The sequence below is a fragment of the Amycolatopsis stemonae genome, assembly GCF_054781455.1.
Map to the genome: position 1 here is coordinate 110,778 of NZ_BAAGUJ010000009.1, position 20,817 is coordinate 131,594.

20 protein-coding genes are annotated in these 20,817 nt (G+C 71.5%); 9 read left to right on the forward strand and 11 right to left on the reverse strand.

All coding sequences use genetic code 11. The features are described from left to right. Positions 1 to 30: 30 nt before the first annotated feature. Genes ACYVLJ_RS30190 through ACYVLJ_RS30200 form a run of 3 tightly spaced genes read right to left on the reverse strand, consistent with a single transcriptional unit; the run spans position 31 to position 5,034 of the window. Positions 31 to 2,772, reverse strand: coding sequence for a bifunctional YncE family protein/alkaline phosphatase family protein (locus ACYVLJ_RS30190; RefSeq protein WP_460441217.1), 2,742 nt, complete (start codon positions 2,770 to 2,772; stop codon positions 31 to 33). Positions 2,773 to 2,776: 4 nt separating this feature from the next. Continuing rightward, a complete protein-coding gene (locus ACYVLJ_RS30195) occupies positions 2,777 to 4,120 on the reverse strand; it encodes an ABC transporter permease (RefSeq protein WP_460441218.1) in 1,344 nt (447 codons plus the stop codon). Then, complete coding sequence (locus ACYVLJ_RS30200) at positions 4,117 to 5,034, reverse strand: ABC transporter ATP-binding protein (protein WP_460441219.1); 918 nt, start codon at positions 5,032 to 5,034, stop codon at positions 4,117 to 4,119. Before ACYVLJ_RS30200 ends, ACYVLJ_RS30195 begins: the two co-directional genes overlap by 4 nt. Before the next feature lie 294 nt (positions 5,035 to 5,328). On the opposite strand from ACYVLJ_RS30200, the gene ACYVLJ_RS30205 reads away from it, so the two are divergent. After that, positions 5,329 to 5,514: a hypothetical protein gene (locus ACYVLJ_RS30205; RefSeq protein ID WP_460441220.1), complete on the forward strand. Its 186-nt coding sequence runs from the start codon at positions 5,329 to 5,331 to the stop codon at positions 5,512 to 5,514. Positions 5,515 to 5,817: 303 nt separating this feature from the next. Here ACYVLJ_RS30205 and ACYVLJ_RS30210 read toward each other — a convergent pair whose 3' ends face one another. From ACYVLJ_RS30210 to ACYVLJ_RS30225, 4 genes are all read right to left on the reverse strand, one after another. Then, positions 5,818 to 6,468, reverse strand: a complete 651-nt coding sequence (locus tag ACYVLJ_RS30210) for a response regulator (RefSeq protein WP_460441221.1) — start codon at positions 6,466 to 6,468, stop codon at positions 5,818 to 5,820. A gap of 102 nt (positions 6,469 to 6,570) precedes the next feature. Next, the gene (locus ACYVLJ_RS30215; protein WP_460441222.1) at positions 6,571 to 7,224 is read right to left on the reverse strand and encodes a polysaccharide deacetylase family protein; all 654 of its coding nucleotides are present in this window, start codon (positions 7,222 to 7,224) and stop codon (positions 6,571 to 6,573) included. Between the two features lie 2 nt (positions 7,225 to 7,226). Next, positions 7,227 to 7,883, reverse strand: coding sequence for a glycoside hydrolase family 11 protein (locus tag ACYVLJ_RS30220; RefSeq protein WP_460441223.1), 657 nt, complete (start codon positions 7,881 to 7,883; stop codon positions 7,227 to 7,229). Positions 7,884 to 7,987: 104 nt separating this feature from the next. Further along, positions 7,988 to 8,554: a hypothetical protein gene (locus ACYVLJ_RS30225; RefSeq protein WP_460441224.1), complete on the reverse strand. Its 567-nt coding sequence runs from the start codon at positions 8,552 to 8,554 to the stop codon at positions 7,988 to 7,990. Positions 8,555 to 8,895: 341 nt separating this feature from the next. Between ACYVLJ_RS30225 and ACYVLJ_RS30230 the strand changes: the two genes are divergently transcribed. Genes ACYVLJ_RS30230 through ACYVLJ_RS30240 form a run of 3 tightly spaced genes read left to right on the forward strand, consistent with a single transcriptional unit; the run spans position 8,896 to position 10,205 of the window. Further along, positions 8,896 to 9,762, forward strand: coding sequence for a Scr1 family TA system antitoxin-like transcriptional regulator (locus tag ACYVLJ_RS30230; RefSeq protein ID WP_460441225.1), 867 nt, complete (start codon positions 8,896 to 8,898; stop codon positions 9,760 to 9,762). A 9-nt stretch (positions 9,763 to 9,771) separates the two neighbouring features. Further along, positions 9,772 to 9,993, forward strand: a complete 222-nt coding sequence (locus ACYVLJ_RS30235) for a DUF397 domain-containing protein (protein WP_460441226.1) — start codon at positions 9,772 to 9,774, stop codon at positions 9,991 to 9,993. Beyond that, positions 9,990 to 10,205 carry a DUF397 domain-containing protein gene (locus ACYVLJ_RS30240; RefSeq protein ID WP_460441227.1) on the forward strand — a complete coding sequence of 72 codons (216 nt, stop codon included), beginning with the start codon at positions 9,990 to 9,992 and terminating at the stop codon, positions 10,203 to 10,205. Before ACYVLJ_RS30235 ends, ACYVLJ_RS30240 begins: the two co-directional genes overlap by 4 nt. A 42-nt stretch (positions 10,206 to 10,247) precedes the next feature. Here the strand turns inward: ACYVLJ_RS30240 and ACYVLJ_RS30245 are convergent, their stop codons facing one another. Continuing rightward, on the reverse strand, positions 10,248 to 10,925 hold the full coding sequence (locus ACYVLJ_RS30245) for a hypothetical protein (protein WP_460441228.1): 678 nt from the start codon (positions 10,923 to 10,925) through the stop codon (positions 10,248 to 10,250). Positions 10,926 to 11,070: 145 nt separating this feature from the next. Between ACYVLJ_RS30245 and ACYVLJ_RS30250 the strand changes: the two genes are divergently transcribed. Both ACYVLJ_RS30250 and ACYVLJ_RS30255 read left to right on the forward strand, forming a co-directional pair. Then, positions 11,071 to 14,091: an AfsR/SARP family transcriptional regulator gene (locus ACYVLJ_RS30250; RefSeq protein ID WP_460441229.1), complete on the forward strand. Its 3,021-nt coding sequence runs from the start codon at positions 11,071 to 11,073 to the stop codon at positions 14,089 to 14,091. Positions 14,092 to 14,139: 48 nt separating this feature from the next. Next, a complete protein-coding gene (locus ACYVLJ_RS30255; protein ID WP_460441230.1) occupies positions 14,140 to 14,667 on the forward strand; it encodes a hypothetical protein in 528 nt (175 codons plus the stop codon). 42 nt (positions 14,668 to 14,709) lie between these two features. Here the strand turns inward: ACYVLJ_RS30255 and ACYVLJ_RS30260 are convergent, their stop codons facing one another. Together ACYVLJ_RS30260 and ACYVLJ_RS30265 are read right to left on the reverse strand one after the other, a co-directional pair. Further along, positions 14,710 to 17,235 (reverse strand): ABC transporter permease, encoded by a 2,526-nt coding sequence (locus ACYVLJ_RS30260; RefSeq protein WP_460441231.1) that lies wholly within the window; start codon positions 17,233 to 17,235, stop codon positions 14,710 to 14,712. Continuing rightward, positions 17,229 to 17,963, reverse strand: a complete 735-nt coding sequence (locus ACYVLJ_RS30265; RefSeq protein WP_451981757.1) for an ABC transporter ATP-binding protein — start codon at positions 17,961 to 17,963, stop codon at positions 17,229 to 17,231. The genes ACYVLJ_RS30260 and ACYVLJ_RS30265 overlap by 7 nt, the downstream gene beginning before the upstream one ends. Before the next feature lie 125 nt (positions 17,964 to 18,088). On the opposite strand from ACYVLJ_RS30265, the gene ACYVLJ_RS30270 reads away from it, so the two are divergent. From ACYVLJ_RS30270 to ACYVLJ_RS30280, 3 genes are all read left to right on the forward strand, one after another. After that, positions 18,089 to 19,288 (forward strand): sensor histidine kinase, encoded by a 1,200-nt coding sequence (locus tag ACYVLJ_RS30270; RefSeq protein ID WP_460441232.1) that lies wholly within the window; start codon positions 18,089 to 18,091, stop codon positions 19,286 to 19,288. Further along, complete coding sequence (locus ACYVLJ_RS30275; RefSeq protein ID WP_451981763.1) at positions 19,276 to 19,932, forward strand: response regulator; 657 nt, start codon at positions 19,276 to 19,278, stop codon at positions 19,930 to 19,932. Before ACYVLJ_RS30270 ends, ACYVLJ_RS30275 begins: the two co-directional genes overlap by 13 nt. A 71-nt stretch (positions 19,933 to 20,003) precedes the next feature. Continuing rightward, positions 20,004 to 20,195: a hypothetical protein gene (locus tag ACYVLJ_RS30280; protein WP_460441233.1), complete on the forward strand. Its 192-nt coding sequence runs from the start codon at positions 20,004 to 20,006 to the stop codon at positions 20,193 to 20,195. 34 nt (positions 20,196 to 20,229) lie between these two features. On the opposite strand, the gene ACYVLJ_RS30285 is transcribed toward ACYVLJ_RS30280, so the two are convergent. Continuing rightward, positions 20,230 to 20,796, reverse strand: a complete 567-nt coding sequence (locus ACYVLJ_RS30285; RefSeq protein ID WP_460441234.1) for a TetR/AcrR family transcriptional regulator — start codon at positions 20,794 to 20,796, stop codon at positions 20,230 to 20,232. Positions 20,797 to 20,817 lie beyond the last annotated feature (21 nt).

Sequence of the window (20,817 nt, forward strand, 5' to 3'; positions counted from 1 at the left end):
AACACCCACGACAAGCCGCGGCAGACCTGGTCAGCCGTCGGACTCCGCGGCGGGGAGGTACGCCCCCGGCACCTGATCCGGCGCCACGACCTGGGTCTCACCCGGGTAGGGCGTGGACCAGCCGTGCGTCTGGTACCACGTGAAGTGGTTCATCTGCGCGGGGTTGGCGTAGTCCGCGACGGCGCTCGGGCCGGTCAGCCGCTGGTGCGTCGTCCACTCCTGCCACTGCGCCGCCAGCTGCTTCTTGTCCGCCGGCACCGCCGAGGACGGCACCGGGGCCGCTGCCGGGTTCGCCGCGGCCGGGGTGTCCGGGCCGCAGGACGGCTGGGTCGCCAGGCCGCCGGTCAGCGACGTCCGGTTCGGCAGCGCGGTGAACGGCGTGTAGTCCGGCTTCGGGGTGAAGGCCGCACTCATCGGCGTCGCCGCGCTGTCCTTCTGGTTCATCGGCTTGACCCCGAGGATCTGCTCGATCGTCCGGATCATCGTGATCTGCGAGTAGTAGTGGCTGTCGACGACGCCGTGCTGGGCGTACGGGCTGATGATCTGCACCGGCGCCCGGTGCCCGTCGACGTGGTCGAGCCCGGCCTGGGAGTCGTCCTCGACGACGAAGATCGCCGAGTCCTTCCAGTACTGGCTGTGCGAGATCTCGTCGACGATCCTGCCGACGGCGAGGTCGTTGTCGGCGACCTGGGCGGCCGCGTTCGGCGGGCCGCCGGTGTGGTCGCTGGACAGCCAGAACATGTTGAGGTTGGCCGGGCCGTTCTTCTCGAAGTCGTTCTTCCAGACCTGGTACCGGTAGACGTCCGGTACCGAGGTGTCGAACTTCGGGAAGCCCGGCACCGAAACGTTGTTCAGCGACGGGATCGGCGACGACGACACCAGCGGGTAGGCCGTCGGCTGCCCGGTGGCCATGTTCTTCGAGTCGCAGTACAGGTTCTGCCAGCTCGCCCCGGCGGGCTTGGTCAGGAACTGCTGGAACTCGCCGAAGTCACGCACCGACTTCCCGGCCGCCTGCGCGCCGGTCCACAGGAACCCGCTGCTCTGGTGACCGAGGGCGTCGTCCTCGGTGTCGTAGCTGCGCAGGTACTCCCCCGCCGAAGATTCGGTGTACTCGGGGTTGTCGGCCTGCATCAGCCAGTTGTGGCCCTCGGCGGAGTTCGTGCCGATGTCGTAGGTATTGTCGTACAACCCGAACTGCTTCTCCAGCGCGTGCTGGTTCGGCGTCACGTTCTCGCCGAACTGCGTCACCGACGGGTCGCCGTTGCCGCGAGCGTCGTCGCCGAAGACCTGGTCGTAGGTCCGGTTCTCCTTGACCAGCAGGAAGACGTGCTTGATCGTCGACGGGTCGCCGAGGCGCGCCGGGACGGGCACCGGGGTGCGGTGGCCGTTCGACTCCGCCTGCCGCACCGCGTCGTCCGTCCAGCCGTTCTGCTTGAAGACCTGGCCGGTGTAGCCGCGGATGGCGCGGTCGTCCGGCAGCCGGAAGCGCTGGACGCTCGACGTCGTGTCGTGCGTGCCGTGCCCGGCGGCCGTGGTGGGACGGCGCGCGTCGATGCCGCGGGTGTTGGACACGACGACGTCCTTGCCGACGGTCGCGATCGCCGTCGGGAAGTAGTCCGTGGGCAGCAGGCCGACGTAGCTCACCGGCTCCTGCGCGCGGCCGTAGCGGTAGACGGCGACGGCGTTGGCGCGTCCCAGCGTCACCAGCAGGTGCCCGTCGTCGGTCAGCGTCACGCCGTCCGGCTCGTACCCGACCGAGGCCTGCGGCCACGGCTGGGTCGCGATCGTCTGGACGACCTTGTCGCGGCCGGTGTCGATGACCGAGACCGAGTTGCTCGCGGTGTTCGTCACGAACACCGTGCCGTTCTTCGTGTACACCGCGGTCGGGTGCAGGCCGACGTCGATGCTCTTCGGCGTGGCGGCCGCGTTCGCGAGGTCGATGACGCTGACCGTGCCGCTGGTGGTGGCGCCGGTGAACTGGCTGGCCGGCACCTGGGTGTTGTACGAGTTCAGCGTCGGCTCGCCGGGCCGCGCGGCGCGCCCGCCTTCGTTGCTGACGTACAGCTTGGTCCCGACGCGCACCAGGTCACGCGGCGCGTTGCCGGTGGCCCAGCTCTGCTTGATCGCGCCGGTCGCCGCGTCGAGGGCGACGACGCGGTTCTGGCCGTTGACCGCGGAGTACACGGTGGAGCCGTCGGGCGAGAACACGGCCTGGGCGACCAGGGCGTGCTTGGCACCGTCGGCCGGGATCTTGACCGGCGTCGGCGCCGCGACGGTGCCGTCGGGGTTCACCGTGAACTTCGTGTAGCCGTCGGTCTGCGCCAGCCACAGCGACTTGCCGTCCGGGGCGTACGACGGCCCTTCCTGGCCGACGTCGTTGCCCGGGATGCGCAGGTTCGCCGTCGCGGAATTGCCGACGAGCTGCTGCACCTTCCAGGTCTTGAGGTCGACGATCGTCAGCGCGATCCCGCCGTCGGTGGTCAGCGCGGCGAGGTGCCCGCCGTCGGGGCTGACCGAGGACGCCATGATCTTGCCGTTGTTCACGACCAGGCGGTCGCCGATCGGCTTGATGTACTGGTCGGCGGAGACGACCTGGCCGTTCGGGGTGACCTGGCCGACCTGGTCCTCGCCGAACTGCTGCGTCGACGCGATGCCGACACCGGTGCCGGTGGCGACCAGCGCGAGCGTGGCGGAGCCGGCCGTGACGTACCGCAGCCGATGGCGGCCGAGCCGGCTCTTCGCGGCACGCCGTCTGCGGCGTGTTACCTGCATCGGGCTATCCCTTCGTGGTGGTGAGCAGTTCGACGTTCCCGTCGAACTGCCAAAGCGGGTTCGGTTGGTCCCCTGCCAGGGTCCGCACCTGGAAGTAGCCGTTCACTTCCTTCGGTCCGTCGCCGTCGGCGACGTACCGCCCGTCCGAGGTGATGTCCAGCTGGTAGATCGCCTGGCCCGTCGCGTCCACGCCGGGCAGGTGCCAGGAGACGACACACCGCCAGTCGTTGCCGGGGCCGTCGGGCTCGACCAGGCCGTCGCCCTTGGTGCAGGCGGCCGTGGCGCCCAGCTGCGCTTCCGTGACGTCCGGCCGGTTCAGCTGCCCGGCCTGCAGCCGGTAGAGGTGGCCGAACGCGGTGGCGACCGACTGCTGCACCTTGCCGAGCTCGATGCCCGACCCGGTGGCCCGCGTGGCCACGGCGACGACCCCGGCCGTGACGGCCAGCAGCGCGACCAGCGGCAGGGCGCCGACGACGAGCGCGCGGCGGCCCGAGCCGTCGTGCGCGGAGTTGGTGAAGTCGCGGCGCACGAACAGCACGTACGCGAGCACGGTGGCGACCACCGCCCAGGCCAGGCTGACGCCGACCGCGATCAGCAGCGGCCCGAGCTGGACCGGGTCGGTGAAGAGGCCGTTCCACGCGATGAAGGCGTAGCTGGGCAGGGCGAGGCGCACGGCCACGGGCAGCGGCAGCAGCTGGGCGAGCGCCAGCACCAGCGCGACGACCGCGGGCAGCAGCAGGCCCATCGGCGAGCGGCCCCAGGCGACCGAGCCGAGCAGCCCGAGCGCGCCGAGCGCCAGCGTCGGGGCGAGCACGCAGACCCACGCGAGCAGCACCTGCGTGGCGGCGTCGCCCGGGGCGAGCAGGTGGCCGTCGAGCCCGGTCAGCGGCCGGCTGCCCGCCGCGAGGACCCCGCCGACCGCGCCGGACACGGCCATCCCGGCGACCAGCACGAGGATCACGGTCAGGCTGGCCAGCGCTTTCGCGGCGAAGATCCGCCGCGTCGACCGGACCGCGACCAGCAGGTGGCGCCAGGTGCCGAGCCGGTCCTCGGCCGCGAAGACGTCACCCGCGACCACCGACGTCAGCAGCGGAAGCGCGTAGGTGCCCGCGAAGCCGAGCATCACCAGCGGCCCGGCCCAGCCCGTGGCGTTCATCCAGCGGCCGAAGAGCGTGTCGACCGGCAGCGAGCTCTGCTCGCTGACCACGGCGACGAACAACGCGGGCGCGATCCAGCAGGCGAGCACCAGCAGGCGGATCCGCCAGGCGGCGAAGAGCTTGACGAGCTCGAAGCGGTAGCCGCGGGCCACCGGCACGGGCCGGGCGGCTTCGACGACGGCGGCGGTCATCGGCGGGCCTCCGGCTGCTCGGTGAGGGCGAGGAACGCGGCTTCGAGCGGCGACACGACTGGCGCGAGCTCGCGCACCGCGATGTCGTCCTTCGCCAGCCGCAGCACCAGCTCGTCGAGCGCGGGCACCAGCGCGCGCACCACGAGCACGTCGTCGTCGCGGTCGGCGACGCGGATCCCCGGCGCGTCACCGACCAGGCGGCGCGCGGCCGCCGGGTCGGAGGTGCGCAGCCGGTACTCGAGCTCGCCGTTCTCGGCGGACAGCTTCGCGAGCGGGCCGGTGAAGACGACGCGTCCGGTGGCGAGGATGGTGACCTCCGAGCACAGGGCCTCGAGGTCGTCCATCCGGTGGCTGGAGAGGACCACGGTGGTGCCCTCGGCCGCGAGCCGGCCGAGGACGCCGTGGACGTGCTTCTTGCCCGCCGGGTCGAGGCCGTTGGCGGGCTCGTCGAGCACCAGGAGCCGCGGTTCGGCGAGCAGGGCCGCGGCGAGGCCGAGCCGCTGGCGCATGCCGAGGGAGAAGCCGCGGACGCGGTCGTCGGCGACGTCGGTGAGCCCGACCTCGCCGAGCACGTCGTCGATCCGCTTCGCCTTCCGGTCGCGGCCCTGGAGCGCGAGCAGGGCGGCGAGGTTCTGGCGGGCGGTGAGCGCGGGGTAGAGGCCGGGGCCGTCGACGAAGCCCGCGACACCGCCGAGGGTCCGGCCGGCGGGCGTCCCGAGGACCTCGAGCCGGCCTTCGTCGGCGGCGGCCAGGCCGAGCAGCAGGCCGAGCAGGGTGGTCTTGCCGGCGCCGTTCGGGCCGACGAGGCCGTGGATCTGCCCCTGGGCCACGTCGAGGTCGATCGCGTCGAGGGCGACGACGTCGCCGAAGCACTTGGTGATCCCGCGCGCTCTGACTGCCAGGGGTGCGTCCATGGGTTCCTTGCTTTCGTTCCGCGGCTCGAGCCAGAAACTTAGGCACCACAAATGACGGCGGCGGGCGACCAGGGTGAACGACGGCCGAACGGCAACCGACCGGCACTCACCCGCGTGGTGAAATGTCCGAGTTAAGCCCCAGTCTTACGGCGAGTTAACCTCTCGCTTGCCTTCCGTGTTCGTCCACAGTGGACGTGTCTCCACCGCGATCTCCACCCCTCGGTGGTCCTCCTCCACCCGGGCGGCGCCGTAGCGTTTCCCGTGTCGAATTCCGCTTCCGGGGAGGAACCCGAAATGGGTGAAGTAGTCCAGTTCATGCTGCTCAGGTTCGCGCTGATCGGCGGCGGCATCCTGCTGCTGGTGCTGCTGGTCGGCGTCATCGCGATCGCGCTGAAGAAGGCGGGCCGCTACGACCAGGCGAAGCGGGTGGTGGAACCGATGGTGCGCGAGCAGCTGGAGAAGCGCCGAAAGCGCGGGTGACTGGGGTGTCCCGGCGCCGTCGAGGGGGCGGCGCCGGGACAGCCTCGCAGCCCATGGCCCACGGCGCGGCGATCCGCGAGCCGCCCGGTGCTGAGCCTCGCAGCCCGCGCCGCACGACATACCGAGCCGCCAGCCGCCCGCTGCTCACCCCTCCAGCCCGTGGAGCGCGGCATACCGAGCCGCGAGCCGCCCAGCGCTCAGCCTCGCAGCCCGCGCCGCACGACATACCGAGCCGCCAGCCGCCCAGCGCTCAGCCTCGCAGCCCGCGCCGCACGGCGTGGTGAGCTGCGATCCACCCGCTGCTCACCCCTCCAGCCCGTGGTGTGCGGCATACCGAGCCGCCTCGACGCGGTTGCGTACGCGGATCTTGGCGAACGCGTTGTTGATGTGCGTCTTCACCGTTGCCTCGCCGATGAACAGCCGGGCCGCGATCTGGCCGTTGCTCAGCCCCGCGCCGATCAGGCCGAGCACCTCGGCCTCGCGGGCCGTCAGGCCGTCCGGGGGCTTTGGCTTGCGCGGTGCCGGTTGGGCCAGCGCGCTCGCGACGCGGCCCGAGACATCCGCGCCGAACGTCAGCTGGCCGGTCACCACCGCGCGCAGTGCGGAGCCGATCTCGTGGCGGCCCGCGTCCTTCGTCAGGTAGCCGCGGGCGCCCGCGGCCAACGCCCCGGCGATCGACTCGTCGTCGGAGTAGGTCGTCAGCACCAGCACCGCCACGTCCGGGTGCTCCCGCGTGATGCGCCCGGTCGCCTCGGCGCCGCTCAGCACCGGCATGTTCAGGTCCATGAGCACCACGTCGGGCGGGTCGAGCCGGCCGAGCAGGTCGAGGGCCTGCGCACCGTCCGCCGCCGCGCCGACCACCTCGACGTCGTCGAGCAGGCCCAGCAGCGCCACCAGGCCCTCGCGCACCACCTGCTGGTCGTCGACCACGACCACCCTGATCGCCCTGTCCATGCCCAGAGTCTGCCGCATTGTCCGGTGCCGGTGAAGATCACCCACGGGCGGATCCGAGACGTCCACTGTGGACGCGTGCGCGAGGACGCCCCGCGGGTACGGCTAGCCCGGCGCCACCGCCCGGCCGGTCTGGGGCGAGATCATCCCCGCGCACAACCCGCGGCTCGCCAGCGTCTGCGCGATCCGCGGGATCGCCGCCAGGGTGTTGGCGGGCCATTCGTGCATGAGGATGATCTGACCGTTGGTCAGCCGGGCGTTGGCCTGGACGATCGCGTCGACGCTCGCGCCGTTCCAGTCCTGCGAATCGACGTCCCAGATGATCTGCCGCAGGCCGTATTTCGCCTCGACCGCCTGCAGCGTCCCGTTCGTCTCGCCGTACGGCGGCCGGAAGAGCCGGGGCGTGCCGCCGCCCGCGGCCGCGATCGCCTGCTGGGTCCGCGAAACCTCGGACTCCATCTGGGACTGGCTCAGCTGCGTCATGTGCGGGTGGGTGTAGCTGTGGTTGCCGACCCACATGCCCGCGCTCACCTGGGCCCGCACCTGCGCCGGGTACGCGGCGGCGTACTGGCCTTCGTTGAACATGGTGGCGCGCAACCCGTTCTGCCGCAGCGCGTTGAGCAGCGCCGGGGTGTGCGCGTTCGAGGGCCCGTCGTCGAAGGTGAGCCCGACGTACCCGGTGCAGGTGGCGGCCTGCGCGGGCGTCACGGAAACGGCGCCGGTCACGGCCATCGCGGCGGCGAGGATCCACGGTCGCATGGTCAGCCCACCGTCAGGTTCGAGCTGCCGCTGCTCTGGTAGCCCTCGGTCGCGAGGATCATGTAGTAGCTGAAATTGCCGAGCCGCATGCCGTAGCGGGCCCACGCGTCGAAGTGGTTGCCGGTGGTGATGGTGCCGCCGGTCCGCTTCTGCTGCCGCACGCTCCAGTACTGGTTGAAGGTCTTGGTCCCTTCGACGGACGGCGCGTTGTACCGCGTGGTCTGGTAGATGTCGTAGGTGCCGCCGTCGCTGGTGACGGTGCCCTTGTAGGTCCCGGTCGGCCGGTAGGTGCCCCAGTTGTCGACGATGTAGTACTCGACGAGCGGGTTGGACGTCCAGCCGTAGAGCGAGAGGTAGCCGTTGCCGGACGGGCTGAAGCTGCCGGAGTAGTTCACGGTCCGCCGGCTGCCGTTGCTCCACCCCTTGCCGCCGACGAAGTTCCCGACGTTCCGCCAGTTCACCCGGTAGTTGCCCCCGGACCCGAGCGTCATGGAGACCGACCCGCCGCCATCGGTCCAGAAGGAGTAGTAGTAGCCCCCGTTGTTCCCGGTCTGGCTGGTGGTGATGACGGTGTCGGCCCGCGCAACCCCGGGCACGAGCGCGGCGATCAGCGCGAGCGCGGTACCACCGGCGAACAGCCTGAAGCGGTTCCTGAGCATGCTTCCTCCTCGTCGAGGCTGAGATGGCGAAAGCATGCGATCGACGTCGCGGGCCGGGCAATCAGTTTCGGGAAGTTTCGGGAGTACGGCGGACTTTCCCGCGTTCAGCCGGCCCGGCGCCGGCGGGCCGGGACACGCCGCCCGGCGAGGAGCCGGACCCACCCCGTCCCCGCCGTTGTGGCGACGGGCCGGTAGGCGCCGGCGAAGCTCCGTTCACTGTGCCTGATCACTTCGTCGAAGACCCAGTCCGACGCGATCACGGCGAGCACTGCTTCACTCCCCGCCAAGGCACGCTTCAACTCGGGCATGTCCAGCAACTGCTGAGCGTGCAGGATCGAAGAGCCGGTGACGCCGTATTCGTCGAACGACACTTCCCCGGCGTGCAGGGCAAGCCTGAGCCGAATGCGTTCCTGCGGCGGATGCAGCGCGTTGTGCGCCACCAGCTCGTCGGCGAGCGCGCCCAGAAGCAAATCGGCGAAGACGGTTTTCGGAACCCGAGCCGGAGCGAGAACGAGAACGCCGTCACCCAGATCTTCACACCGGCAACCGGGCCATGGAATGTCGGCGGCGAAGAAAGCCCGCTCGACCGCGCGGTACATCCCGCGGCGAATCCGCACCTTGTTGGGATTGGTCCGGCTGCGCCGCGCGAACCCCTCGACATCGACGACCACGATCGTGCAGTGGGCAGTGTGGAGCCCCAGGCTCTCCCGCCAGTCCACGCCCCGGGCGGGCGCGATCCCGACCGCACCCGTGGGACGCCCGGATCGCGGCCCCTCCGAGCCACACGTCCGCCCACCGGGCCGCGACGCGGGCGGCCTGGTCGTTTCGGGGTCGGACATCCTGGTTCCCTTCGGCGGCGACTTCACTTCGCCCGATTGGGGTGCGCGTCGCCGGACGTGTCACCGGTAGGTGACGGCTATCTTCAGGTTGACAAACCGAGCGCTGAACCGCTACCTCTTCGGTAACACCGTTCGGTTACCGTAACCACGCCTGCACGTGCAAAGGAGCCTGCGTGTCAGCGCCCCCGTCCCCAGTCGTCGCGTCCTGGGAACTCGCGCTGCGGCTCAAGAGACGGCGCGAGCAGCTGGGGGTCGAGGTCCGGACCATCACCGAGACGCTCGGCTTCACTCGCAACTACTGGTCCGCGGTCGAGAACGAGCGCAAGATCCTCTCCACGGAGAGCCTCAGCCGGATCATGGGCCTTTTCGAGTTCGACGCCGAGGAACAAGAAGAGCTGCTCGCCCTCCGCGCCGCAGCCAAGGAACGCGGTTGGTGGTCACGTTACCCCGCGCTTTTCGACAACGAGATCCAGCGACTCTTCGGCCTCGAACAGGGCGCGCGCGGTATTCGTGATTACGAAAATCTGCTCATTCCGGGATTGCTGCAGACGGCGGACTACGCCAAAGGCATCATCATGCCCGACGTGACCATGCGCGCGGTCGAGGTCGACCAGCGAGTGGAGGCCCGGCTGCGCCGGCAGTTTCGGCTCACCGACGAGACCGACCCGTTCACCTTCACGGCCGTCATCAGCGAAGCCGCACTACGACAGCAGATCGGCGGCGCACGTGTGCTCCGAAACCAGCTCGGGCATCTCGCCACCCTGATCGAACAACTCCCGGACAAGCTCGACGTGCGGGTGATCCCGTTCACGGCGACGGCGTGCGGACTCTTCGGTGGGGCCACTGTGGTGCTCCTCGATTTCGACAGCCCCCAGCTGCCGACCCTGGCGTGGCAGGAGACCGTCACGACCTGGGGAATAATCGACGACGCCACCCAGGTCAGGAACCTCACCACAACGTTTCAGGACGCCTACCGGCACGCCCTGAACACGGAGGAAACCCTTCGAATGATTCACCACCACGCCGGGGAGATCGATTAAGGAATTCGATTGACGACAGAAACACCACCATCCAGTGTCCCTGACCGCAGTGGATGGTTCAAGAGCAGCTATTCCAATGCTGGGGGCAGCTGCGTCGAAACCCGGTTCGAAGGGCGGCTGACCCACGTGCGCGACAGCAAGGATCGTCGGCCTGACTCACCTTTCATCGAGCTTTCGCAGGACGCCTGGACCGGCTTCTTGCGGGCCTTGACTCCCAAGGGACCACAGTGACCGAACCAAAACGATGCACCCCCGTTTCCCGCACGGGGTGGTTCAAGAGCAGTTATTCGAATGCCAGCGGTAGCTGCGTCGAAGTCCGCTTCACGAGCGGCGCCGCCCTCGTGCGCGACAGCAAGGACAATCGCGACGACCAGCCGGTCGTCGCGTGCACATCGGAGGCGTGGGCGTCCCTCCTGAAGAACCTGGCGCTCCACCAGTCTTGACAGCAGAGTCGTTGATGAGGGCGCCGGGCGGCGCCCTCATCGTCACAGGGCCAAGCCGGCCACCGAGCCGCCGCTCTCCCCGTCCTCCGGCCCCAGCAAGCGAACCCACCCCAAGGCGGCGGTCTCCTTCTCCCGCACGAAAACCGGTTCGAACCGATCAGGTCGGCTGGCCGGGCTGTGCTGGATGATCTCGTCGTAGAACCAAGCCGAGGCGATCATCGCGAGGGCACCGCCTCCATACTCAACCGTCTCTCGCAGTACGCGGGAATGCAGCAGGCGGAAGGCGTGGACGATCGCCGAACCTGTTCTGCCGTGCGCGTCGTAGCTCACCTCTCCCGCGTGCAGCGCCGCCCGGAGGCGGATCCTCTCCGGCAGCCGGTGCGCTTGGTTGTGGTCCGCCAGGAAAGCCGCGAGCGCCCCGGGTACCAGCTCGCTGAACACGGCCTTCGGGTAGTCCGCGGGTACCAGCACGAGCACACCGTCACCGAGATCGGCGTGGTAGCAGTCATGCCACGACACTCCGCTGCACAGCAGTGCCTGCCGGACCACGTGGTAGAGGCCGGCACGCAGGGCCAGCCGGTGCGGTGTCGTCCGGCCGGTCGCGGCGAACCCGTCGATCTCGACCACCAGGATCGTGTGGTGCACCGGATCCGCGACCGGCTCGGCGGGTTCCGGCCGCGGATCTCCCCACAGCCGTCGCCAAGCATCCGTCCACGACATGAAGCGATCGTGGACGCGGGTGGTCGACACTTCGGTTGCCGGTTGCTGGACAAATCCTTGACAGCCCGCTGACCTGCGCTGAAACGGCCGAGCGCCCGGGTTACTGTGCTGGTGGGGAAGTCGCCGGGGTGGACGAGGAAACCCTATGGAGTTCCGGATCCTGGGGCCTGTGGAGCTCGTGCTCGGCGACCGGACGGCCGGGCTCGGGCGGGCGAAGGAGCGGTGCCTGCTGGGCGTGCTGATGCTCAACCACGGCAAGGTCGTCAGCGTCCGGACCGTGATCGAGGCGCTCTGGGACGACAGCCCGCCCGACCACGCCAGGAAGGACCTGCAGACCTACGTCAGCCGACTCCGGGCGTGCCTGCGCGGCTTCGGGGTCTCGGCGCGGATCGTCACCCAGCGGGGCGGCTACCAGTTCCTGCCCGAAGACGACCACCTCGACTACGCGCGCTTCAAGATCTTGGTCCGCGACGGCGGGAACGCGCGGCGGGCGGGACGGCTCGACGAAGCCGCGAACCTCCTCCGTGAGGCGACGGCGCTGTGGACCGCGTCCGTGGTCGAAGACCTCGGCACCTTGTGGATGGAGCGGAAACGGGAGGACCTCGACCTCTACGACCGCGTCCCCGCCTACCAGGCGTTGTGCGCTGTCGAACTCGACCGCCGCAACTACTGCGACGTGCTGCGGATTCTCGACGATGCCATGGTCGACCACGAGCTCGACACCCAGTTCATCGGCCAGCGGCTCACCGCGCTCGACGGTCTGGGGGACTACGAGAACTTCGACGTGTACTGGAAGCAGGTCTACGACCGCTCCGCCCGGTCGTTCGGGACCGGGCCCTCTCGGGACCTGCAGGAACTGCACCAACAGCTGCTTCGATCCCGCGATTCGCTCGCGCCGGCCGACCTGCACCGCACCCAGGCCGCGCTGCGCGCGTTGCCACCCGCTCAGCTTCCCGCCACCGTCAGCCAGTTCGTCGACCGGGACGAAGATCTCCGCCGGTTGAACGACTTGTTCCTGCGCTCCCGCGTGACCGGGCCGCCCGCACACTTCATCGTCGCGATCACCGGGCCGGCCGGCGTCGGCAAGACGGAGCTGGGTCTGCACTGGGCGCACACCGTCCGCGAGCAGTTCCCCCACGGGCAGGTACACGTGGACCTCTCCGGCTACGGTGCCGACCCACCGCGTGATCCTGCCGAGGTGCTGGCCGAGTTCCTCGACGCGCTGGGGGTCGCCGCGTCGGCGATCCCGGCGAGCCCGGGTGCCCGGACCCGGATGCTGCGGACCCTGCTCGACGACCGCCGCGTGCTGTTCTTCCTCGACAACGCCCGGAATTCCGCGCAGGTCGTGCCCCTGCTGCCGGGCAGCGCGCAGTCCGCGGTCATCGTGACCAGCCGGCACCGGCTGAGCGACCTCAGGACGGGTCACGGCGCCTATCGGCTTGAGGTGGCGCCCTTCACTGAAGTCGAAACCGCGCAGCTGCTCGACGACCTGCTCCGTGACTCGCCGGGCGAGCCACCCGATCCGCTCGCCGCCCAAGCGCTCACCGGAGGAATGCCGCAGGCCATCCGCACCCTCGCCGAGCTCCTGCCCGGCGCCGGCGATCTGCCGAGCCCCGCCGAACTGCTCCTCGCCGGTGAGCTCGTCTCGGGGACGATCCTGACGTCGATCCTGTGGTCCTGCCGGGCGCTCGAGCCCCCCGCCGCCCGGCTGTTCCGGGCGCTCGCCCTCCACATCGTTCCCAGCATCGCCCCGGAAGCGGTCCACGCCCTCGACGGAACCGACGACGAGACCACGCGCGGGGCACTCGCCGCCCTCGAGTCCCTCCACCTGGTCGGCCGGCTGAACGGGCGCTATCGGATGGATGCCGTCACCCGCGCGGCCGGGCAACGGCTCGCCCTCACCGAAGACTCCCCCGAGCAGCGACGGCTGGCCGAGGAGCGCCTCCTCGACTGGTACATCGCCCGGGTCACGGACGCTGCCGAAGCCCTGGCACCGGCGCTGCGCCGCACCGCCGAACTGCCGCACGCCGGCCGCCTTCCCGATTTCGCGGTCGCGGAAGCCTTCCTGGCCGACGAGGAAGCGGCCCTGCGCGCCGCGATCGGCCGCGCGGCGGGCAGCAGCCTGCCCCGTGCCGTGACCCTGCTGCGCTTGGTCCGTCCCCACCTGACCGGACCCGAATGGCGCGAAGCCGTCGAGGCGGTCCTGCTCGCTGCGCGACGCGAACACGACCTCGACGCCGAGGGGCAGGCCTGGACCGCGCTGGCGCGGATCCACGACGCCGTCGGCAACCGGGACAAGACGGAGGAGTCCCTCGAACTGGCGAGCGCGATCTTCGGCAACACCGGGAACAGCCGGGACCGGTCCGAGGTCCTGCTCCTGCTCGCCCGCCACGCGGACGAAACCGATGACCGGTACCGCGCCGAATCCTGCCTGCGTCAGGCACTGGACATCCAGCACAGCCTCAACGAGCCCGCCCGGTGCGCGGCGGCGCACGGTGCCCTCGGCGCGCACCTTCGCCGCTATGACGAGCTCGAGGAAGCCGAAACCCACCTTTCCCACGCGAAGATGCTCTACGCGGAACTGGGCGACCACCGGCGGCACGCCGCCATGGCCTTGGAGCTCGGCCTAGCGAACCGGCGGGCTGGCCGGACCACGGCGGCCCTCAGGCAGCTCACCGAGGCGGTCACCCTCCACGACCGGTACCCCGCCGACCACGAGCGGACGCTGACCGCACTGGTCGAGCTGAGCGAAATCAGCTGTGAAGCCGACGAACACGGCGAAGCCCTGCTCTGCGCCCGCAAAGCACTCGGCATCTCGCGGTCGGCGACCGACCACGTCCGGGTCGTGCGGGCACAGGTCGCCTTGGTCCGGGCCCTGGCCGCGACGGGCAAGCAGGCCGAAGCGTGGAACGAGTCCCGCCAGACCATCGCCCTCGTCGGCGAAGCCGGTGACCCGAGCCACGACCACGTGCGCGAGCAGTTCACCAAACTCGGGCTGTGGCCGCCGGTCGGCTCTTCAGGCGGAGAACCAGATTCTCCGCGGTTCCCCGGTCGATCGCCGCGCGGCGGGAGTCAGCCGGCGGAGGGCGCTCGTACGCCTGGTTCAGGAAACCGCCACCCCGCCGGTCGTGCAGGAACGCGGCACGATCCGACGCGGGACCCCTGACCTCGCGGTTCATCGAAATTTCAGCACGCCGGCCCACCATCGGGGGCCATGAACGCCGACGAGTCCTACGCGGCTGCCTACCATCTGGAGTTCTGGGGCACCGTCGAGGATCTGCCTGAGATCGAACGCCTCTACCGGGCGGCCGCGGCGGCCGGGTCGGTGGATGCCATGGCGCGGCTCGGGCTGGTCGTCGAAGGCGAGATGCGGGCCACCATGGACGCGAGCGGGCCCGGCAAGGGTGTCGGGAACCTCGGCGAAGCCGCCGGGTGGTACCGGAAGGCCGCCGAGGCCGGGCATGCGCAGGCCGCCTTCTTCCTCGGGCGGCTCTACGCCGACAAGCTCGGTGACTGGGCGCGGGCCGAGCCGTGGTTCCGGGCGGGCGCCGCGGGCGGGAACGACGCCGCGCGCGAGCGGCTCGCGGAAGGGCCGGAAGGTCTCGTGCGGCGGCGGGAGCTGGACCTCTGGCTGTCCGGCCACGCCAAAGAACCGCCCCGGCCGGCGAGCAGCGGCTGTGTGGTCCTGGCGCTGCTGCCGATCCTGTCGGCCGTCCTCGCCCTCGTGGCGAACACGGCCTGAGGTGGTCCGGGCGCCGGCCGAGGGGGACGGCGCCCGGGCCGCTCACTCCCGCAGGCCGATCGCGTCGATCGGGCGGGCGCGCAACGCCGCCCACGTCGACAGGCCCATGGCCGCCAGGCCCAGCAGGGCCGCGCCGCCGATGATTCCGAAGTAGACGGACAGCGGGCCCGACGGCAGCGGGGTGCCCCGCAGGCCGGCGTTCAGCAACCCCAGCGGGATCACGGCGACCAGCGTGCCGACGACCACCGCGATCCCGACCGTGGCCAGCGCTTCCAGGCGCATCATGCGGGTCACCTGGCGGCGGGTCGTGCCGACCAGCCGCAGCAGCGCGAATTCGCGGGAGCGCTGGGCCGTCGTCAGGACCAGCGTGTTGGCCACCGAAATCGCCAGGTACCCGACGATGACACCGACCGCGACCAGGTTCAGGTAGAACTGCGCCTGCCGCTCGCCGCCCTCGGGAGCAGGTGCCGAGGAGGCCACCGTCACGCCCGGGTAGGGCAACGCGCGCAACGCCGAAGCCACGGCGGACGCGTCCGCGGCCGGGGCACGCCGGACCAGCACCGAGTCGTCCAGGCGGCCGCCCGCGTGTTCGCGTGCCAGCGCGACCGGCAGCACGAAGTCGCCGAACGCCAGGTCGTGCGTGTACGTCGCCACCAGCCGGAGCTTCGCCGGGACGCCGTCGCCGAAGTAGAACGAGACCTCGTCGCCGATCTTCTTGTCCAGCCAGTCCGCTTCCGAGCGGCTCAAGGCCACGGTCGAGCCCGTGAGGTCGGCCAGCCGGCCCGCGTCGACGCCCAGGTCCAGCACGCCCTGGACGTGGTCGCCCAGGCCCTGCGCGGGCTTGCGCTGGACGTCCACGCTGTCGCCGACCGTGGACACCGTGAGCACCGAGGTCCGCACCACCGGCGTCACCGCCGCCACGCCCGGCACGCGGGCCGCGGCCGCGGCGGCTTCCGGCGAGACCGGGCCGGTGAGGACGTAGTCGGCCGTCGTCGAGCGGGCCGTCTCCTCCGCCGCGGCCGCCGTGCTCGACGTCTGGCTGTAGAACGTCGCCAGCGCGAACGCGACCGACAGCATCAGCGGAGTGACCGCCGCCGCCAGGCGACGCGTGTTGGCCTGCGCGTTCGCGCCCGCCAGGTAGCCGCTGATCCGCCAGACCCGCCCGAGCACCGGCGCCAGCACGCGCACCACCAGGCCGGTCACCTGCGGGCCGACCACGGCCAGCCCGATGACGACCACCAGCGTCGCCATGGTCGAGATCGCGGTCGCGACGTCGCCGCGCAGGAACAGCGGGACCAGCGCGCCGCCGAGGCCGGTCAGCACCAGGCCCCAGCCCGTGGCCAGGCGGACCCGGCCGAGCTCACGGCGTTCGACCGCGGCCTCGCCGAGCGCTTCGACCGGCCGGATCGACGACGGCCGCCGCGACGCCGCCCACGCCGCCAGCCGGGCCGCGCCGAGGCCGAGCAGCAGCGCGGCCAGCGACGGCAGCGGGCTGAACGCCAGCCGGAAGTCCTCCGGGATGACGCCGATCGCGGCGAACGCGTCCCGCAGCCCGGCCGCCACCCCGAGGCCCGCGCCGCCGCCGAGGACCCCGGCGACGAGCGCGACCAACGTCGTTTCGGTGCCGATGAGCTTGCGGATCTGCCGGGGTGTCGCGGCGACCGCGCGCAGCAGCGCGAACTCGCGGCGGCGCTGGTTGATCGTCAGCGCGAGCGTGCTCGCCACCACGAACACGGCCACGAGCAGGGCGAACCCCCCGAACGAGCCGGCCACCGCGAGCAGGAGCGTCCGCGTCTGGCTGACGTCGAGGAACTCGATCGTGCTGCGCTCGACGCCGGTGGTCACCTCGGTGCCGGCCGCGACCGCGCCGATCCGCTCGGCGAGCGTCTCCGGCGCCACTCCCGGGTCGGCGAGGACGCCGATCGCGTGGGCCCGGCCGGGCCGGCCGGCCAGCTCCACGGCCCGCTCCGGGGTGAAGAACAGCGCCGACTGCCGCGAGAGGGCGTCGACGATCCCGCTCACCTTGAACGTCACCGGCACCGAGCGGGTCGCGACCCGCACCTGCCCGCCGACCCCGAGTCCGGCCTGTTTCGCCAGGCCGGCGTCGAGGACGACCTCGTCGGCGGCTTCGGGCGCCCGGCCCGCGCGCAGGGTGAACGGCGCCAGCACGGCGGCGTCCCAGTTGTGGCCCAGCGACTGCGCGCCGCCGAGCACCTGCCCGTCCCCGGTGACCACGCGCGCCGGGAAGCTCTGCTCGGCCACGGCCGTGCGGACGCCGGGCACCGAAGCGATCTTCGCGGCCAGGCCGGCCGGGACCGGCGGCTGCTCGCCGACCTGCTCGAACGTCAGGGCGTCGGCCCCCGGCGGGTGCACGCTCTGGGCGCCGCCGACGACGACGGCCGCGGCGGCGTACCGCTCGGTGGGGACGCCGGCCCGCAGGCCGGACTCCATGAGGACACCGCAGCCCGCCACCAGGGCGGTGCCGCACAGGATCGCGACGAACGCGCCGGCGAAGCCGCCGAGCCGGCTGCGGATCGTCTGCCAGGCGAGGGTCAGCACGCTCACCACTCCCCGAGGTGCGTCATCCGCTCCGCCACCCGCTCGGGCGTCGGGTGCGGCAGGTGGCCGGCCAGCTTGCCGTCGGCCAGGAAGAGGACGCCGTGCGCGGCCGAGGCCGCGACCGGGTCGTGGGTCACCATCAGGACCGTCTGGCCCATCCCGTCGACGACCGCGCGGAGCAGGTCCAGCACCTGCCGCGCGGTGCGGGTGTCGAGCGCGCCGGTCGGCTCGTCGGCCAGCACGACGTCGGGCCGCGTGACGAGTGCCCGCGCGATCGCGACGCGCTGCTGCTGGCCGCCGGACAGCTCCGCCGGGCGGTGCTCCAGCCGCTTCGCCATCCCGACGCCTTCGACGATCTCCCGCAGCCACCGCGGGTCCGGCTTGGTGCCGGCCAGCCGCAGCGGCAGCGTGATGTTCTGGAGCACGTTCAGCGCCGGCAGCAGGTTGTAGGCCTGGAAGACGAACCCGACGCGGGTGCGCCGCAGCCGCGTCAGCTCGCCTTCCTTCAGCCGCCCGATCTCGGTGCCGCCGAGCAGCACCCGCCCCGACGTCGGCCGGTCCAGGCCGGCCGCGCAGTGCAGGAAGGTGCTCTTGCCCGAGCCCGACGGGCCCATCACGGCGGTGAACGTCCCCCGCGGCACGCCGGCCGTCACGCCGTCCAGCGCGGTGACGGCGCCGTCGCCGGAGCCGTACACCTTCCGCACGCCGGCCAGCTCCAGCGCATTCGGTGTCGTCATTTCGATCCCCTTACGTTCTGTCGTAAGGAAAACTAGGTCGACGGCGGCCGTCGATCGATCCCGTGGGGAGGTGGATCCGGGGTAGCGCCAGCACCACCACGGGGGTGGGGTGGGACACTGGCGGCGTGACGACCCGCCTGCGGAAGGTCTGGTCGGCGGTTCGTTACCTCGTGGTCGGCGCCGGCACTTCGATGCTGTCGCTCTTCGCTCTCGTCGGGCTCTTCGCCGTGCTCCTGCTGTGCCCGTTCGGCGTCGGGATCCCGTCCTTGGCCCCGGCGATCAGGCTGTCGCGGTGGCCGGTCGGGATCGACCGGCGGCGGGCTGCGCGCCGGCTCGGCGAAGCGATCCCCGAGCCCTACCGCGACGGTTCCCCGCTGAAGGACCCGGCCACCCGCCGCGACCTCGCGTGGCTCGCGATCCACGCGGTCACCGGGCTGGTCGTCGGCGCACTCGCGATCGGCCTGCCGCTGGGCGCCGTGCAGCAGGTCGTCACGGCCGTCGTCTGGCCCGCGGTGCCCGGCGGGATCGAGGGGTCGCTCGGGATCGTCGTGAACTCGTGGCCGACGGCCGCGTTGTGCGTCCTCTCCGGCGTCGCGATGGCCGCGGTGACGCTGGTCGCGCCGCGGGTGGCGCAGTGGCAGGCCCGCACCGCGCGGCGGCTGCTCGCCCCCGGCCCCGGCACCGTCCTGGCCGACCGCGTCGCCGAACTGACCGCGACCCGGGCCGCCGCGCTGGAGGCGCACGGCGCGGAGCTGCGCCGCATCGAGCGTGACCTGCACGACGGCACCCAGGCGCGGATCGCGGCGGTCGTCCTGCAGCTGGGCATCGCCGGGCAGCTGTACGAGCGCGACCCGGAAACGGTGCGCGAACTGCTGGTCAAGGCCCAGGACACGGCGACCGACGCGCTGGCCGAGCTGCGCACCGTCGTCCGCAGCATCTACCCGCCGCTGCTGAGCGAGCGCGGCCTGACCGGGGCGGCGCGCGCGCTCGCCGAGCACTGCCCGGTGCCGGCGACGGTCACCGTCGAGTACGAGACCGGCCGCCCGGCCGCGGTGGAGGCGGCCGCCTACTTCGTCGTCGCGGAGGTGCTGGCGAACGTCACCAAGCACGCCGGAGCGTCCGAAGTGGACATCACCATCGGCGGCACGGCTTCCGTGCTCTGCCTGCAGATCCGCGACGACGGCCACGGCGGCGCCGACGAGTCCCGCGGCAGCGGCCTGGCCGGGATCCGGCGCCGCGCCGAAGCCTTCGACGGAACCCTCACCCTGACCAGCCCACCCGGTGGGCCGACCGTGCTGCGAGTGGAGCTGCCATGCGGGTCGTGATCGCCGAAGACGACGCCTTGTTGCGCGAAGGCCTCGCGCTGCTGCTGAAGACGTCGGGCATCGAGGTGGCCGCCGCGGTCGACAACGCCGAGGACTTCCTGGCGGTCATCACCGCCGACCGGCCCGACGCCGTCGTGATGGACGTCCGGATGCCGCCGACCCACACCGACGAGGGCCTGCGCGCGGCCGTGCGGGCCCGCGAGATCCACCCGGCGCTACCGGTGCTGGTGCTGTCCGCCCACGTCGAGACCAGCTACGCGGTCGAACTGCTCGCCGACGGCGTCGGCGGGGTCGGCTACCTGCTCAAGGAGCGGGTCGGCAAGGTCGAGCGGTTCCTCGACGCGCTGCAGCGGGTCGCAAAGGGCGGCACGGCGATGGACCCCGAGGTGATCGGCCACCTGATGTCCCGCCGCCGCGCGAAGGACCCGCTGGAGGCGTTGACCGCGCGCGAGCGCGAAGTACTGGGCCTGATGGCCGAGGGCTACAACAACGGCACGATCGCCGAGCTGCTGGTGGTCAGCGACGGCGCGGTGCTCAAGCACATCCGCAACATCTTCGCGAAGCTCGGCCTCCCGTCGGACGAGGGCGGCGGCCACCGCCGGGTGCTGGCGGTCCTCGCCTACCTCGGCCGCGACGCGGGGTAGCGCAGGCACCACCCCGGTTCCGGGTGCCGACGGGATCGTCCGGGCGGCGGCCGGTTCGTAGTGTTTCCGGCATGGACAACACCACCGCCCCCACCCGCACCGCAGTCCCCGTCGTCCTCTGGCCGCTCCTGGCGATCGGCGCCGCGGTCAACGCGACCGGCTCCTTCACCGGCCTGCCCGAGCCGATCCGCCTCACGGCGGGCGGGATCGCGACCGTCGCCCTGGTCCTGCTGGTCGTCCACTACGTCCGCCGCCGGCGGTGACCCGGTCCCGCCCGGTGCGCGCCGCCGGTGTCCACTAAGGACGGAGGCTGCGCAGCATCAGGTTCGCGAAGTGCGCCCCCACCTGCTCTCCCGACAGCTCGCCGTCCGCGTGGTACCACATGCCGAGCCGGTGGATGGCGCCGAAGTGGTAGTTGATCACCAGGTCCGCCGGGACGTCGGTGCGGAAGACCCCCGACCGCTGACCTTCCGCCACCAGGTCCCGGACCCGCTCGTGGTACGTGCGGCGCTCGGCGCGGACCTGGACCTGCTTGGACTTCTCCAACAACGGGAACGACTGGAAGAACACCGTCGCCGCGTCGAGGTCGGCGATGCTCGTCACCACCACGTCGACGATGATCGCGTGCAGCCGCTCCGGCAGCGGCAGGTCCGACTCGGCGATCGTCACCATGCGGCGGGTCTGCATCCGCAGCATCGCCGTGTAGATCTCGAAGAGCAGGTCGTCCTTGGACTCGAAGTAGTGGTAGAGCCCGCCCTTCGTCACGCCGGCCTCTTCGACGATCTCCCGGACCGTCGTCGCCTCGAACCCCTTCTCGGCGAACAGGCGCACGGCCGCTCGCACGACCCTCTCCTTGACCGTCATGTCGTCACCCTAAGAAGGGGC

What these genes read in the sequence shown, in the direction of transcription:
- ACYVLJ_RS30190 (WP_460441217.1), bottom strand. Translation starts at nt 2,772, where the DNA reads ATGCAGGTAACACGCCGCAGACGGCGTGCCGCGAAGAGCCGGCTCGGC.
- ACYVLJ_RS30195 (WP_460441218.1), bottom strand. Translation starts at nt 4,120, where the DNA reads ATGACCGCCGCCGTCGTCGAAGCCGCCCGGCCCGTGCCGGTGGCCCGC.
- ACYVLJ_RS30200 (WP_460441219.1), bottom strand. Translation starts at nt 5,034, where the DNA reads ATGGACGCACCCCTGGCAGTCAGAGCGCGCGGGATCACCAAGTGCTTC.
- ACYVLJ_RS30205 (WP_460441220.1), top strand. Translation starts at nt 5,329, where the DNA reads ATGGGTGAAGTAGTCCAGTTCATGCTGCTCAGGTTCGCGCTGATCGGC.
- ACYVLJ_RS30210 (WP_460441221.1), bottom strand. Translation starts at nt 6,468, where the DNA reads ATGGACAGGGCGATCAGGGTGGTCGTGGTCGACGACCAGCAGGTGGTG.
- ACYVLJ_RS30215 (WP_460441222.1), bottom strand. Translation starts at nt 7,224, where the DNA reads ATGCGACCGTGGATCCTCGCCGCCGCGATGGCCGTGACCGGCGCCGTT.
- ACYVLJ_RS30220 (WP_460441223.1), bottom strand. Translation starts at nt 7,883, where the DNA reads ATGCTCAGGAACCGCTTCAGGCTGTTCGCCGGTGGTACCGCGCTCGCG.
- ACYVLJ_RS30245 (WP_460441228.1), bottom strand. Translation starts at nt 10,925, where the DNA reads ATGTCGTGGACGGATGCTTGGCGACGGCTGTGGGGAGATCCGCGGCCG.
- ACYVLJ_RS30250 (WP_460441229.1), top strand. Translation starts at nt 11,071, where the DNA reads ATGGAGTTCCGGATCCTGGGGCCTGTGGAGCTCGTGCTCGGCGACCGG.
- ACYVLJ_RS30255 (WP_460441230.1), top strand. Translation starts at nt 14,140, where the DNA reads ATGAACGCCGACGAGTCCTACGCGGCTGCCTACCATCTGGAGTTCTGG.
- ACYVLJ_RS30265 (WP_451981757.1), bottom strand. Translation starts at nt 17,963, where the DNA reads ATGACGACACCGAATGCGCTGGAGCTGGCCGGCGTGCGGAAGGTGTAC.
- ACYVLJ_RS30275 (WP_451981763.1), top strand. Translation starts at nt 19,276, where the DNA reads ATGCGGGTCGTGATCGCCGAAGACGACGCCTTGTTGCGCGAAGGCCTC.
- ACYVLJ_RS30280 (WP_460441233.1), top strand. Translation starts at nt 20,004, where the DNA reads ATGGACAACACCACCGCCCCCACCCGCACCGCAGTCCCCGTCGTCCTC.
- ACYVLJ_RS30285 (WP_460441234.1), bottom strand. Translation starts at nt 20,796, where the DNA reads ATGACGGTCAAGGAGAGGGTCGTGCGAGCGGCCGTGCGCCTGTTCGCC.